13 protein-coding genes are annotated in these 14,775 nt (G+C 52.5%); 4 read left to right on the top strand and 9 right to left on the bottom strand.

What is annotated here, in order from left to right; genetic code table 11:
* Positions 1–123: 123 nt before the first annotated feature.
* Complete coding sequence (gcvA, locus tag EYZ66_RS06280; protein WP_009576395.1) at positions 124–1,062, top strand: transcriptional regulator GcvA; 939 nt, start codon at positions 124–126, stop codon at positions 1,060–1,062.
* Here gcvA and EYZ66_RS06285 read toward each other — a convergent pair.
* Positions 1,059–2,624, bottom strand: coding sequence for a tetratricopeptide repeat-containing sulfotransferase family protein (locus EYZ66_RS06285; RefSeq protein WP_009576394.1), 1,566 nt, complete (start codon positions 2,622–2,624; stop codon positions 1,059–1,061). The two genes, gcvA and EYZ66_RS06285, sit on opposite strands and share 4 nt — an antisense overlap.
* 82 nt (positions 2,625–2,706) lie before the next feature.
* On the bottom strand, positions 2,707–5,022 hold the full coding sequence (locus tag EYZ66_RS06290; protein ID WP_216088981.1) for a TonB-dependent receptor: 2,316 nt from the start codon (positions 5,020–5,022) through the stop codon (positions 2,707–2,709).
* 309 nt (positions 5,023–5,331) lie between these two features.
* On the opposite strand from EYZ66_RS06290, the gene EYZ66_RS06295 reads away from it, so the two are divergent.
* Positions 5,332–5,721 carry a GFA family protein gene (locus EYZ66_RS06295; protein ID WP_160195625.1) on the top strand — a complete coding sequence of 130 codons (390 nt, stop codon included), beginning with the start codon at positions 5,332–5,334 and terminating at the stop codon, positions 5,719–5,721.
* A gap of 24 nt (positions 5,722–5,745) precedes the next feature.
* On the opposite strand, the gene EYZ66_RS06300 is transcribed toward EYZ66_RS06295, so the two are convergent.
* Positions 5,746–6,711 carry an MBL fold metallo-hydrolase gene (locus EYZ66_RS06300; RefSeq protein WP_160195626.1) on the bottom strand — a complete coding sequence of 322 codons (966 nt, stop codon included), beginning with the start codon at positions 6,709–6,711 and terminating at the stop codon, positions 5,746–5,748.
* A 198-nt stretch (positions 6,712–6,909) separates the two neighbouring features.
* Between EYZ66_RS06300 and EYZ66_RS06305 the strand changes: the two genes are divergently transcribed.
* On the top strand, positions 6,910–8,139 hold the full coding sequence (locus EYZ66_RS06305) for a methionine aminotransferase (protein ID WP_235714744.1): 1,230 nt from the start codon (positions 6,910–6,912) through the stop codon (positions 8,137–8,139).
* Positions 8,127–8,900, top strand: a complete 774-nt coding sequence (locus EYZ66_RS06310; RefSeq protein WP_009576715.1) for an amidohydrolase — start codon at positions 8,127–8,129, stop codon at positions 8,898–8,900. The genes EYZ66_RS06305 and EYZ66_RS06310 overlap by 13 nt, the downstream gene beginning before the upstream one ends.
* Before the next feature lie 42 nt (positions 8,901–8,942).
* On the opposite strand, the gene EYZ66_RS06315 is transcribed toward EYZ66_RS06310, so the two are convergent.
* The 6 genes from EYZ66_RS06315 to EYZ66_RS06340 all read right to left on the bottom strand — a co-directional run bounded on the left by EYZ66_RS06315 (position 8,943) and on the right by EYZ66_RS06340 (position 14,596).
* Positions 8,943–10,217, bottom strand: coding sequence for an alanine racemase (locus tag EYZ66_RS06315; protein WP_160195627.1), 1,275 nt, complete (start codon positions 10,215–10,217; stop codon positions 8,943–8,945).
* Positions 10,218–10,219: 2 nt separating this feature from the next.
* Positions 10,220–11,629 (bottom strand): D-arabinono-1,4-lactone oxidase, encoded by a 1,410-nt coding sequence (locus EYZ66_RS06320; RefSeq protein ID WP_009576713.1) that lies wholly within the window; start codon positions 11,627–11,629, stop codon positions 10,220–10,222.
* Positions 11,626–11,943, bottom strand: a complete 318-nt coding sequence (locus EYZ66_RS06325; RefSeq protein WP_050793458.1) for a c-type cytochrome — start codon at positions 11,941–11,943, stop codon at positions 11,626–11,628. Before EYZ66_RS06325 ends, EYZ66_RS06320 begins: the two co-directional genes overlap by 4 nt.
* A 79-nt stretch (positions 11,944–12,022) precedes the next feature.
* Positions 12,023–12,463, bottom strand: coding sequence for a group III truncated hemoglobin (locus tag EYZ66_RS06330; RefSeq protein ID WP_139042618.1), 441 nt, complete (start codon positions 12,461–12,463; stop codon positions 12,023–12,025).
* Positions 12,453–13,223 carry an SDR family NAD(P)-dependent oxidoreductase gene (locus EYZ66_RS06335; protein WP_009576710.1) on the bottom strand — a complete coding sequence of 257 codons (771 nt, stop codon included), beginning with the start codon at positions 13,221–13,223 and terminating at the stop codon, positions 12,453–12,455. Before EYZ66_RS06335 ends, EYZ66_RS06330 begins: the two co-directional genes overlap by 11 nt.
* A 98-nt stretch (positions 13,224–13,321) precedes the next feature.
* Positions 13,322–14,596 (bottom strand): cytochrome P450, encoded by a 1,275-nt coding sequence (locus EYZ66_RS06340; RefSeq protein ID WP_009576709.1) that lies wholly within the window; start codon positions 14,594–14,596, stop codon positions 13,322–13,324.
* Positions 14,597–14,775: the final 179 nt, after the last annotated feature.

Genomic DNA, 14,775 nt, shown 5'->3' on the forward strand with positions numbered 1-14,775 from the left:
CGTTATTATAGTTAGTGATTGACGACACAACAAATTTTCTCAATCATAGACAGGCGCTACAAATGATATAAATGTGTAGTTCAATGAAAATAATTCATGTATCTGCTTGTGAGCGAGTAGCCTATGAAATTGCGCCGACAGAAAAGAAAGCTACCCCCATTAAACGCTTTGAGGGCATTCGAAGCGGCCGCTCGCCACGGTAGTTTCAAACTCGCCGCAGAGGAACTGTCGGTGTCGCAATCGGCTATTAGCCATCAAGTACGCTCCTTGGAAGAGTATTTGGGTGTTCATTTATTCGTCAGGCAAATTCGCGCGGTAGAGCTAAATCGCAAGGGCGCCATGTACTATCCCGTACTGCGAGATGCTTTGGATCGTATTTCGGATGCGACTGAACTTGTGGTCTCCGATCGCTTGTCGACAACGCTTACTGTTCAAGTGTATTCGACTTTTACGATACGGTGGTTGCTGCCACGATTAGCAGAATTTCAGCGCGCACATCCGAACCTGCAAGTTCGTTTACATACCTCGCAAGATGATGTGAATTTTGATCAAGACGACATTGATCTCGCCATTATGATCGGGCGCGCCTCGAATAGTCAGCTTCACTACACCCACTTATTCGATAGCGAGCTATTTCCAGTGTGTAGTCCCCAGTATCTTGAACGGCACGGAAGATTTCATGACCCTGCCGAAATTAGGGATCACCCCATCTTGCAAGTTTATCCGTCAGCAGGCGATTGGCACGTGTGGCTAGAGTCGCAGGGCATAGACGCCGACGTTGTGCCAGAGTCTGGATTGCAATTCGAGTCTTACGATGTGGCTCTGTCATCGGCAGCTCAAGGCATGGGCATTGGGATAGGGCAGCAGCCTTACGTGGCTCATGACCTTGCGGTAGGAAGTTTGGTTGAATTGTTCCCAGATAAGCGCGTTAAGAACCCCAACGCATGGTATTTGGTGGGCAGACACGAAAAGGCCGATATGCCAAAGATACAGGCATTTAGAGACTGGCTGTTAGGGGAAGTGGCTAACGACAGCTCGTTAAATGGTTTGGCATCGCGCTAGTTGTAGGGGTAGTGACCAACACTATCACCGAGCTCGGTCATCATGGGTTTTAACCAGGCTTCGTAAGGCTTCCAAGCGCCAATGCCTTTACGGTTGATGGGTTGGCGAACTTGTTCAGAGCTGGCGGTTCGCACGGGGCGCTGTGTTTCATGAAAATTTAAGCACGCCTCTTCAAACTCCAAACCGCAATAGGTCAGTAGGGCCCTAATTTCATGCTCGGGGTTTTCGATCATCGCCTCGTAGTGCACCCGGTAAACAAAACCAGGAAACACCACATCCCAATGGTTCATCAAGCGCTCGTATTGGCGGTAGTAGTGTGCGATGCGTCGCTGGCTGTAGGTAAAGCCCTGACCGCTAGCGAATAATTGTTTGTAGCCGCTAAAGCAGCAGTCCATAGGGTTCCGTCTGGCGTCGATAACTTTTGCGTTAGGAATAATTTGATGTATCAGTCCTATGTGGCTGAAATTGTTCGGCATTTTGTCTATGAAATAGGGCTTTTGGGTCTGACGTTGCAGGCGCGTCTCATCGAGGTAGCGCTTTCCCAGGGCAGCGAGTTGCTGTTCATTGAGCTGCTCTAGTATTTCGGGATACTGAGATTTTGAGGATCTGTTGGTCTTGTTGGCTAAGCTCCGCGCAATGGCAATCATATTAGCCAACTCAGCGGTCCCCTCGACTTGAGAGTGCGAAGATAAAATTTGCTCAATGAGCGTAGAGCCGGCGCGCGGCAAGCCTACGATGAAGATAGGGTCTGGGGCGTGAAGCTCAGAACTCGCAAGAATCTGAAGACGCTCTGCCTGAAAAAAATCGATCAGTGCTTGCGTGTCTTGCTCGAACTGATCTGTGCTCCAGGGCACGGTTTTACTTTTGAGTTTGTTACCCTGCGCGAGCGCTGCCATCGCTTCCTGATACCGTTTTGCGTCTTCGAGTGCTTTCGCAAGAGCGAAGAGTAGGTGGTACGTCTTACGGTAATCGCCGCCGCTGGCTTTGAGCTGCTCCCGCATTGTTTCAAGCGCCGACTCACTAAAGCGATAGGTTTTTAGATTGGCTAAGCTCCAGCAGGCTTCGCCGTACTCGGGGCTAGATTCGGCAACTTTGCGATAAGTGTCTATCGCTGCTGTTTGGTCGCCAACGGCGCGTTGTGCGTGGCCCAGGCTGAGCCGCACGCTGGCATTAGTGGGGTCGTGAGCTAACAGCTCGGAAAAAATATCAATCGCCTGCTGATGCTGTGAGATTTCGGCCAAATTAGCGGCTTTAAGTGCTAAATACGCTGGGTTGTTAGGAGCGATATGCAGCAGTTTGTCGAGCTGCTCGATAGCCTCGGAAAAACGATGCCGTTTGTACAGAACGTTCGCATAGCTGTAGCGGCCCGCTGGGTAATCTGGCGCAAGTTTGACGCACTGAGCCAATAGATTTTCTGCGTCGCGCAGGGCGCCGAGTTCCAGGCCGATTTCACCCAGCATCCGGATGGCGTTCACATCCCCAGGTTGCTCTTTTAGATAGGGCCTGAGAATAGCTTCAGCCGCGCCAAATTCATGTTTTGCGATATGTGCAGCTGCCTCCATAAGGGCAGGAGGCAACTGGTGTCGCGTGATACTCGTAATAGGCCGTCTCCGACAACGTGATTGAATTTATGGTTTAGCGAATTTACTCGAATCGCATACCAAACCGCAGGCCTATGGTCCTAGGACGATTGACTGTCACTAATCGACGGATATCAGCGGTGTTAATATACAGCTCGGCTTCCTCGTTGAAGACATTACTGGCGAAGAGTTCCGCTGTCCAACCATTTTGCTCTAGCCCCAGTGACAGATTGGTCACGGTATACGAATCCATTTCTTCACGATTGCTCAGGAAAATGTCGTTGTACATGCTGTCGGTAAACGTTGTATTCGCCATGGCATAACCATCGCCGCCCATCCAGTCAAAGGTATAACGGGCGGTTAAGGCCCATTTGCTGTCGGGGGTAAAGGGCAGATCCTGACCACTTAGTGCATCGGGGGTACCATCGTTGCGGCTGTCATAGTCTTCGGTGAGCTCGGCCTTGTTATACGCGTACGAGAAATTAAGCTCTAGTCGCTCGGTCGCCAAGAACGTGGTGTCTAGTTCAAAGCCTTGGCTCTCGGCTGTGCCAACGTTGTCTACCAAGCCAAGTAAGGAAATCGCCGGATTGAAGAATCCGAGCTGCATATCATCCCAGTCCATGCTGTAGACAGCGGCATTGAAGCGCATGCGGCCATCCATAAGGGTGCTTTTTAAACCAAGTTCATAGGCTGTAACGAAGTCGGCCTCATAAGTGGCGCCGAGCTGTTGGGTGCGGTTAGCCCCACCTGGACGATAACCCTCGCTAGCGGTTGCGTAGAGTAAGGTGTTGTCATCTACCTTATAGGAGACATTAAATTTGAACGTATTATCGCTGCCCTCGAATTTCGAATTTACGTTGTCGGGTGGACGAGTGTCGCTAAAAGCGTAACAGCAATCCGGCCACCACACGGTGCCGACGAAGCCGCTTAAGGTGGTTTCGCTGTCGAAGTCTCTAAATCCGAAGGTCGCGGTCAGTTGGTCGTTTAAATCGTAGCTGAATTCACCGAATACGGCGGTTTCTGAGTCTTCTCGAACCTGGTCTGTCTCAAAGTACAGGTCGTCGCGTACCGCAGCCCCTGGATTGATGGGCGGAACACTCCACTGAGAGTCATACTTGGTTTCGTTTTTCATGTAAAACGCGCCCAGTATCCAGCGGAAGCGCTGGTCTTGAGCCGAAGTCAAACGTAACTCGTGCGTTTCGAACTTAATGTCGGTTTCGTTGATGAACTGTATGCTTGGGTCAACGCATGGACCAAAGTAAGAGCTATAGCAGGTGTAGTAAGGTTCTACGTAACCACTGATCGAATAGGCAGAGTAATCGCTGTAAACCTCAAAATCACGGTCTAGATACGAGCCTGCGTAGGTTAAATCCGCAAATCCTAAGTCACCCTCGACAACCAATCCCATTTGGGTCCATTCGTCATCTTGGCGGTCATCAAAAAAGCGTGATACCTCAAGCGACCCAAGTGCATCAGGGTCATGGTCCCAGATACCATCGGTTTCGGTTTGTTGATGAATAGCCGATACCGTTGCGGTCCAGCTCTCGTCTAAGTCAACTTTGAGCGCAGCTCGTAATCCTGTTTTAGTTGACGTGTTGAAGTCTTTTTCAACGTACTGCGCGCTACTTTTCGTAATGCCACTAAGCGGGTAGGTAATGGTATCTGCAACTGAGTCAATGTAGCCACCGTCCTCGTCGCGCCAGCCAACGACACGCAAGGCTGCGCTATCACTGAGAGGAATATTGACGAAACCCTCGACCATGTAACCCGTATCACCATCGCTTATCGATTCAGCAGCAACATCAAAGCCCGCTTCGAAGCCGGAAGGGTCAGGTTTCTTGGTTATGATTCGCAAGTTGCCCGCCTGTGAAGCCGCGCCATACAGAGTGCCCTGAGGACCCATTAGCACCTCTATGCGCGCTACATCATAGACGTGCACATCAAGGTTTAGCCCGATTGCCGTGACAGGCTGTTCGTCTAAGTAAATTGCGACCGCTGGGCCTTGTAAAGACTGATTCGAGTTTCCGCCATCCGAGATGCCGCGCATGAATAGTTGAGCTTGGCCGGGGCGTCGTTGAGTAAAAGAGACCGAGGGGATCTGAGCGACATAGTCACCAAAGTTAGTCACATTTAAGGCGTCTAATTGGTCGCTGTTGATGGCGTTCATGCTGATTGGCACGTCTTGCAAGCTTTCACTTCGCTTCTGTGCCGTAACGACCACCTCTTCGAGTTGGAGTTGAGCCAAGGCTGCCGGTGCCGCGAGCATATTAGCACCAAGTGCTCCGATTAAGCTGGCCTGGAAGACTCTCTGGCTTAGGGTGGTTGTCTTAAATTTAGGACTATCTTTTGTGTTGAACAAAGAGGGGGATTCCTTATTCATGCAAGTGCTCCTGCTATTTATGATTATTCGTAGTGTTTAATCTTGATCAGGGGCAGAATAAGCTTTGCGAGAAAAATGCGGCAAACGATGATTTTTTCATGATGATTGAGTTTTTTTCATGCATGAGTGTTGCTTCTGTGGGTGCCCGTTCTAAGAGTTGGGCAAGCCTTGTGCGAAAAGGATAAGATCTGTTGCCAAGTGCCGTTTGTGCGATAAATGAATTTGTCTCATTGCCGTGTCATTGTGCGACGAATTCCAATCCCCGTGTCCTAGTCGACATTAACAGCCTACAGTAAGAGGTGTACAGCGATGAAATTACAGGGCGCTTGCCACTGCGGGGAATGTTCCTGGGTATTGAATGGTGAACCGCAAGCTGCTCTGCGGTGCAACTGCACCGTGTGTCGCCGGTATGGCGCGTTGTGGGTGTACGGGTACGACGAGCAGAATGTTTCAATTCAGGGTGCAACACTGGCTTATCAACCCGCCGATTCGTTGGCGTTCCACGCTTGTTCGAATTGTCGTGGCCTTATGTACTGGCGTGCCTTAGCGCCAAACGACGAGGGGTTTTACCGAGTTGGACTCAACTTACGGATGGCCGACCCAGGTGTCGTCGCTGATCTTCCTTTGGACCAGTTCGACGGCCTCGATACATGGCAGCGAACGGTCTGCCCTGAGTGTGTGGTAGCAGACGTTTTTTAGCCTGTCGAATATCAGGATCGACACCTAAAATGCATGGCGTTCGCCTATCTTCAGTATTAGGGCACTGAGGTTGTTTGTCATGGTTTGTAATGCGGTCTCAAAGCGCGCCAGCGGCTCGTCGAGGGGTTCGTCCGATAAATCAAAGGTTCCGTAGTGAATGGGTAGGACTCGGGTGGCTCTTAGGTCCAACGCTGCCTTGATGGCTTCCTCTGGATTCATGTGGGAACCCTGCATCATGTCGCGAGGCGAATAGGCACCAATGGGCAGAGCAACCAGGTCAAAGGGGCCCAACGCATCTCCAATGAGTTTGTATCCAGAAAAGTAAGCCGAATCGCCGCCGAAGTAAAAGCGTTTATTCGGACTCGTCACCGACCAAGAGGACCAGAGTGCTTGGCGGGTATCGCCAATACCTCGTTTACTCCAATGCTGAGCGGGTAGGCAACTTATGGTGAGGTTACCGATTTGTGTCTGTTCTCCCCAATTAAGCTCTATGGTGTTGTTCACGCCATGTTTGTTTAGCAACGCCGCGTTGTCTTTGGGCACAACAAACGGGGTATCCGGAAATTGTTTGGCCAGTTTTTTCAGCGTTGGAACATCTAGGTGGTCGTAGTGGTTGTGCGACACTAAGATAAAATCAATGTAAGGTAGGTCCTGCAATGCTAAGCCTGGGGGCACAAACCTTGAGGGTCCGAAGGGTGGAGTAGGACTCGGCGTATTGGACCATATGGGGTCGGTTAAAAAATGTAAGCCATGCATCGACACCAGCAGTGTTGAATGACCGACCCATTGCACCGAGTCAGCGGCTTCGATGCTAACTTGTGCTTCTGTGGTGTGCTCGGCGGCGCCTGCGCCTGCGCGAAACGGCGTCAGTATTCTTCGGCCGAAAAACCCCAACCGAGTAGCGATTGACCCATGGCTACCCTCAGGATCTAGATTGAGATAACGTCCGTCGTCATCTTGTTCCGCGGGCGGTATAAGGGCGAGTTTCATTGAGCCCCCTGTCGTTTCATAGTGCTCGTGTGCAGCTAGCTCAGCTTGTGGGTTAGCGCAGGCTACGGCAAGACCACAAAACAGGCCTGCAGCTAAAAGGTTGCGTGGGGTCATGCGATAATAGACTCATATTTCATGGTATAAATACGCAGGTGCCCGTTATCTAGCCCACTGTGGTTTGGGCAGAGTTTGTGCGTTGTGACGGTCTCGTCAGTTGGCCAGACTAAGACCCTGTGTAAAGGCTATCTGGCCTGTGCTAACGTAGCGTTTTGCTTTTGGATTCATGGCGTGCTCAAGACCAAATTACCCAAGGTGGGAACCACCATATTTACGACGATGTCTGCGCTTGCACAGCAAACCGGTGCCTTGAACTTGTCACAGGGGTTCCCTGATTTCGAGGCTCCCCAGGCTTTACGTGAGGCGCTAGGGCGGCATGCTATGGCGGGCAATAATCAATACGCGCCCATGGCGGGCCTGTTGCGCTTACGCGAAGCGGTGGCCTCGAGCGTGTTGTTGCACCGCGGTGTAGCTGTGGACCCTGAAACAGAAATTTCTATTGTGCCGGGTGCGACCGAGGGTATTTTCTGTTGCGTGCAGGCACTGGTTCGCCCTGGCGACGAGGTCATTATGTTCGACCCGGCCTATGACAGCTATGAGCCGGCGGTAGATTTGGCGGGGGGTAGGGCAATTCGCCTGCCTTTGCCTGCGCCCGAGTTTCAGATTGACTGGGACCGTTTCGAGCAAGCCCTATCGAACAAAACGCGTTTAGTGATGATTAATTCACCCCATAACCCGTGTGGCACTAACTTGGAGCCTGAGGCTTTGCAGCGCTTAGCGGAATTTGCTGAACGTTATGATTTTTACGTGTGCAGTGATGAGGTCTATGAGCATTTGGTATTCGATGGCTCTCATCGATCGGTGCTGCAAGTCCCTGGGTTGCGGGAACGCAGTTTTGCCCATTTTTCCTTCGGTAAAACCTTCAGCGTCACCGGCTGGAAAACGGGCTATTGCATTGCCCCTGCGGATCTAACCGCTGAGTTGCGAAAAGTGCATCAGTATGTCGCGTTTGTGGCAGTAACCCCGGTGCAGCACGCCTTGGCGGATTTTATGGAAGCCGAACCGAATTACGCCTTTCAATTAGCAGATGAGTACCGGCATCGCCGCGATGTGTTTTTGAACGCCCTAAAGGGCTCGCGTTTTACGTGGACACCGAGCCAAGGCAGTTTTTTCCAGTTGCTTGATTACTCGGCCATTACCGATGAGCCCGATACCATCCTGTGCCAGCGTTGGACCAAAGAGTACGGAGTGGCATCGATACCCCTAACCCCGTTTTATGAAACGCCACCGAAATCGTCGTATCTACGGTTTTGTTTTGCTAAAACCGACTCGGTGCTTCAGGAGGCCGCAAAACGCTTATGCGCAATTTAGCCGTGACCCTAGTTCAACACGAGCTTAAGTGGGAAGACCCTGCAGAGAATCGTGCGTTTTTTGAGCAAAAAATACGTGAGCAGGCGCCTGCGAGTGACCTAATCGTACTGCCCGAGATGTTCACCACCGGTTTTTCGATGAACGCCTTAGGCAACGCCGAAGAACCCCAAGGCCCAACTCAAGAGTGGATGCAAGATCTGGCTAAACAGTTGGATTGTGCGATCACAGGCAGTATTGCCGTGAAAGAGGGTGAGTTCGTATACAACCGCCTGCTGTTTGTAACCCCCGATAACTGTTGGCATTACGACAAACGCCACCTGTTTCGCATGTTGGGCGAACACAAGCGCTACGCGCCCGGTAGCGACCGAGTGATTGTGAACTGGCGAGATTGGCGCATTAAGCTCGAGGTCTGTTACGACCTGCGCTTTCCCGTGTTTAGCCGTAATAAACAAGATTACGACCTGTTGTTGTATGTTGCTAATTGGCCGAGCGCCAGAGCGCACCATTGGCGTACGTTGTTGCAGGCGCGCGCGATTGAAAATCTGGCTTATGTGGTGGGCGTTAACCGCATCGGTGCCGACGCCAACGGGTTGAACTACTCAGGCGACAGCATGTTAGTGGACCCCCGCGGTCAATTAGTGGTCGACATGCAGAATCGCGCGGGTTGCGAGCAAGGCCTTGCTGATGCCGCTGCTATGCGGGCGTATCACGAACAGTTTCCCGCGTTTATGGATGCCGATGCGTTTGATTTAGACCTATAAGACGTTATCGCCCCGTCAATCGTCAACCACTTTGGTTACGCTTTAAGCATGCCCCGTACCCGATAGCACCGGCCAGCGCGCCTCAATTCTGTTGCCACGCACCGCGAGTAAATCGCCGAACTGCAGCAGAACGGCTTCGCTCTGCTGCGGTCTTAAAAATATAAAGTCATCGACGTCTAGTTCGACCTTGTTAGAGGCTTGGTAGCCTTCTTGATTCGAGCTTTTATAGGCAAAATGCGAGGCAAGGCCTGGCGGTGCCTCTATGTCGGCCATCCAATTGCCGCTGTAGCCAAAGTACATTTGCGCTTGGTTTGGGTCCCAGGCGCGAATGAGCGGTGCCGTCCATTCGAGAGCGGGCAGGCGGCCACCTTGGCCTCGTTTCAGCACGGGCGAGGCGATGTAAGCGGCGGGCTCGAAATCTTCCAGGCTAGCAATGTCGTAGTGCGTAGGCTTCATCAAACAGGTGCCCGCTGACACCTCGGTCAGCAAGGGTTTGTCTTGGTAGTTCCTGAAGGTGGGACTGCCCGCACCGTTAAAGCATAAATCCTGTGTTACCAGGTCTTGGAATTGACTATCGAGTAGATCCAAGGCCGCTTGATAGCGGGCTTTGACTTTGGGTAGTTCACGTTTGGCCAACGCACTGGGTATGCCCATCAAATGCGCGTCGTAGCCCATAAAACCGCTGAAGGTTAGGTGTTGGGGGTTGGCTCTGATGATGCCCAAAGCATCGCTCAGTGCTTCATCGGCAACGAACCCACCGCGATGTAGTCCGACATCAAGTTCTAGGTTTACACGAAGGGTCAGCTGGTTTTCCTGGGCAAAGTCTAAATACTGTTGAAGTCGTGCCGTCGTATCGACCAACCACTGGAGCTGTTTCGCGGGGTCAAAGGCCCCTGTGTGTTTGCGATAAAATTCGTCCACCGCCGCGATGGGGAAGGGTTTGCCGATGAGTATATCCGCATCCGGCGTCACTTGCGTCGTCGCCAGCAAGAAAGGTAAATGAAAAATCATTTGCGCTTGAGTCGAGGCTCGCTCGCTGATGTAGCGCACGAGCTCGGGGCTCGGTACCGACTTGGTCACGACGCGATAACTCAGCCACGGCGCAGTACCTAGGGTTTGAGTGATACGGTCGATATTGCGATCCAGTCGGTCTAAATCAATAATCAAGCTCGGGGTGCCAATCCCTGCAGCTTTAAGCGTTTGGTTAAGCTCGGTGAAGTAGGGCGTATAAACACCGCCTTTATCTTTGGGTTTTAGCCAAGCAGCAAGCCCAGCTGCACCCAAAGCACCAAGAATGACATTGCGTCGAGAGGGCATGCTTACGCTCCAAATAATTCTTTTAGGTGGGCGTTCATTAGGCGTTTGTCTGGGTCTAGGCTCTCTCTGACGGCCAAAAAGTCCCGCCAGTGTTTGGGGTAAAGTTCAGCTAAATCCGAGGACTTTAAGGTATGCAGTTTGCCCCAGTGGGGGCGACCACCGTAGCGCCAGAATATTGGCTCGAGCTCTGCGAAAATTGGGCGGTAATCCAGATCGCCATATTGGTGAATAGAAATGGTAGCGCCGTCTTGCCCTTGGAACATGCTTAGCCAAATATCATCAGCTTTGACGTACCGATATTCAATGGGGAAACTCAGAGGCAGCTGTTTGTTGCGAATAGTGGCCATAATCTCACGAAGGCAGGCAGGGCCTAATTCTGCGGGTACGGTGTATTCCATTTCTCGAAAGCGCACAATCCGCACATGAGGCAGTACCTCGTGCGCTTTGCCGGTGCGAATGGTCTCTGCTTCGTTGCCCATCACGGCGGTCAGCAGCTTGTCGTATAAACGACTGCCCACGCCCGGTATCCACGCGATTGCATTAAATACATCGCGCAGGGTATTGACTGCCTGAGGGTCGTCTTGACCTTGGGCTTTGTCGCCGGGTTGCGCTGGGTTGGTGGACACCGAAATCCCAACTGACGCGTGGGGCAGGGCAAACAACTCAAAATGCCGATTGTTCGCTTTGCGGTTTTCGATGTCGTCAAGCATGTCCTCTAAAGGCTCAATCTTGTTGACTTCTGTTAAGTCAAAATCCGCTTGGTTTTGCAGCGTAAAGTCGGTGACGATTCCCAACGCCCCAGCGGACGTTAGTGCCGCCTTGAAAATATCGGGGTTGCTGCTGGGACTGCATTCGAGTAGCTCTCCGCCTACGGTCGCAAGGCGTAATGAGTTGACGTAGGAGCCCATCGAGCCAAAATTTACCCCCGTAGCGTGCGCGCAGTTGACGATGGCGCCGCCCAAGGCCAGATAGGCCATATCGGGCATATTGGGTAGCGCCTGGCCGATATCGGCAAGCATATAGCCCAAGTCGTGCAGGCGGGTGCCCGACAGCACTTGTGCTGTGTTCGTGACTGGGTCGTGGTCGATGACGCCGCTCAATAAATCGGTAGCGATTAGGGTATCGTCAGTAGGCACGACGGCGCTGAATGAGTGGCCTGCGCCCACGGCGCGCACTGTGCCTTTGGCGTTTTTTAGGACGCTTACTAATTCATCAATGCTGGCAGGTGCCGGTCGATGTTGAGGTTGACAAGATTGATTGCCCGCCCAGTTGATCCAGGGCACAGGTTTGCCGGGTTCGTACGCGATTGGACTCTGGGGTTCCGTTGACGGTTGCTCGCAACCACCCAACAGCGCAAAAGCGCCAGTGGCTCCCAAAGCGCCGGTGCCACGCAAAAACTGTCGGCGTTTCATCGCGGGGTCTCCTGTAAAGCTCCTCCGGCCAATAGTTCGCTTAGGGTAACCAAGTCGTCCTCCGAACAAGCACTGCAATAGCCCAGAGGCGGCATGCCCCTAAGGCCTTCCACTACGTGGGTCATGATTTGCTGTTTGCCCTTGGCAAGAATGGGCTGCCAAGCGTCGGGGTCGCCCATGACCGGTGCGCCGGTGTGAGTATTGGCATGGCATTGCAGGCAGTTCACCGTCAGCAAGGTCAGTTGGCGCTCGGTTGGAGCCGCTTGGCCGTTTGTGCTGAGTGCACTCAGCAAGACAAAAATCAGTAATCGCATATTATTAACTTTGTTCGGGCGATGGTTCGATCATAAGCCATGTTTGTGATCAAAGCGATGTCATTTCGAGCCAGCACAATCAAGTCGCGGGCTGGGCGGCGTGGTGTTCGGCTAACCGCTCTGACATGTTGTGTGCAATGCGCAGCGCAATGCGTTTGGCTTTGTCGGCCACAGGGCCCTGAAACTGAGCGTCCATCGTGGCTATGAAGTAGTGGGTCCAAAGTGCGAAGTGTCGTTTGGTAAAGGGGCGTTTGGCGTCAATCGCGCGATGCTTGTTCATCGTATGGCGCTGATAGCTGGTATCGCCAAACAAAAGCTTTTGCCAGTAGTCGCAAATAATCGGGACGTGTTTGTCGAGGTCGATGGCAGCCACGTCCAGAAACAGTGGCGCCAGTTCTGCGTCAGTCAGTAGGCGTGCGTAAAACGCCTGAACAAACGTCTCTATGTCGGCGCGGTCGCAAATGTCGCGCTTTGCGAGCCCCGACTGCAAAGTCTGCGCTGTGCCTGGGCTAGACGCCATAGCCTCCATCGACAGAGATCATTTGCCCTGTGACATAGCCTGCTTTTTGCGATGCTAGATAGACCACAGCGTGCGCGACTTCCTCGGGTTCGCCCCAGCGTTTCACACACAAGCCCGCCTGCACAGCATCGGCCCAGGCTTGGTCGAAGGTGCCGTCCGCCCACAAGCGTTTGAAAATACCGGCGTTAATGACGCCAATAGCGACTGAGTTTGCTCGGATACCGTGCGCGCCTTCCTCTTTGGCAATGCCCTGAATTAAGGACTCGATGCAAGCTTTTGGGGCGACCGAAAGCACATCACCCGCAGGCCACTTGTGCAAACCGGCCGAGCTAATATGCACGTAAGAGCCACCACCCGCTGCTTTCATGTGTGGTAGTGATGCGTGCACGATGTTAAAGAACCCTGCCACGTCAGCGTCCATCACTTTGCGCCAGTTAGCCGGACTTAAATCGCGAATCAAGGGCTGGTCTATGTCAGAGCCAGCGGCAACGACCACGGTGTGAATTCTTTGCGCCTGCGCGAGTTCATTAATTAGGCCGATCACTCGGTCCTCATCGCCAATACTCAGCTGATGGCAGGTTGCGTTTTTGCCTGCGGCCTTTACGCGCTCGACCGTTTCAAGGGCGCGGGCTTCATTGCCGTTGTAGGTTAGGGCGATATCGGAGCCAGCGTTGGCTAACTCTACGCAAATTTCGGCACCCATGCCGCCGCTGCCGCCGATGACAAGGGCAATACCTTCTGGAAAATCTGGTGTGTTCATAGTCAGTCCTGTTGTTATGTGTGTTTTGATACCAGCAAAAACCGCGCACAGTCGGCGACGAGGGGGTTACACACGGTCAAAGCTCCCTAGACTAAACCTCACTCGCCGCGCTTGGTAAAGGTAATTTGCATCGACCGAATGCCCTGCACAAAGTACGAATGAATGTAAGTAACAGGGCCATTGAATTGCGGGTTGTCCATGCGCTTTAAAATCTCGGCCAGCTGCACCTTCATCTCGAGTTTGGCCAGATGCATGCCCAGACAGTTGTGCTTGCCTATACCAAACGAGCGCACATTGGCTTTAAAGTCGCTCTGGCGTTTGGGGCGGGTCAGGTCAAACTGAGTGGCATCCTCACCAAACAGGCGCGGATCGTTGTTTGATGCGTGGTAAAACATGACCACCTTGTCGCCTTTTTTGATGTCGGCATTGCCAAGCTCTGGCGCGCAAATATCCTGCGTTGCAGTGCGTCGCATGGTAATAAACGAGGTGTTTTTGCGCAGCATTTCCTCAACCGCGTCATCCAAGGCTTCTGGGTGCTCTTGCAGAAAGCGATATTGGTCGGGGTTTTCCATCAGGTTGCGCATGCCGTGGGTGATGGCAGTTCGCGTGCTTTCGTTGCCGGCCGACATCAACATTAGAGCGATCCACGCAAAATCTTCGTCGCTGACCGGCTCGCCGCGAATTTCACCGTTCAATAGCTGAGTGCATAGATTCTTTTCGGGACGACCACGCCATTCGGCGGCGAGTCCCATGAAGGTCATAAACACATTGGCGCTTGCTTCGAGCGCGCGTGATTCGGCGCCCTGACGATCGGCATCAGAGAAGGCCGGGTCGTCCTGAAAGAACATGTCGTTGGTCCAGTCGAAAAACTGTTTGCGCTGGTCTGTGGGGATATTAAAAAATTCTAAGATCGTGATCAGCGGGAGCTCAGCGGCGACGTCCTCGACAAACTCGCATTCGCCCCTATCAATCACGGCGTTGATGACCTCTTTAGCGACACGCTCCGCCTTCTCTTGGTAGGTGGCTACTGTGCCCGGTAAAAAGTTGTCGCGGATGAGTTTGCGATATTCTAAGTTCAGGGGCGGATCCATGTTCAAAAACATTTTACCCATGATGTTATCGACTGTCTCCTGCGGATCCTCCATGGGGGTGGCAGCTCGCAACGCTGACGAAAACAGTTCGTTGTGCATAGACACAAAATCGATGCCTTCTTTTTGTGTCACGGCCCAGTAGGGCACGCCGGTAATGGGGTCATCAATTTTCACGGCAGGGCCAGCTTCGCGCACTTCGGCAAAGATTGCTTCGGGTACGCCATTGGCGATTAACGTGGGGTCGAGTAAGTTGGTGAAAGGGCATTTGGCTGAGTTTGTCATTATGTGTCGTCCGCTAATGGTCCATTGTTTGACGTAAGAGTACTGAAAAACGTGACGTTTGTATCAATGTATTTGGACTATGAATTGGCCCTTAGAAGCGCTTGCGGCCGATTGTGGGTATGGGTATCGTGAATCCCTATAATTTTATCGCGCCGCTCTTGGCGCAGAATAAGCGTTAA

The organism is Aequoribacter fuscus, from assembly GCF_009910365.1.
Classification (GTDB): Bacteria; Pseudomonadota; Gammaproteobacteria; order Pseudomonadales; family Halieaceae; genus Aequoribacter; species Aequoribacter fuscus.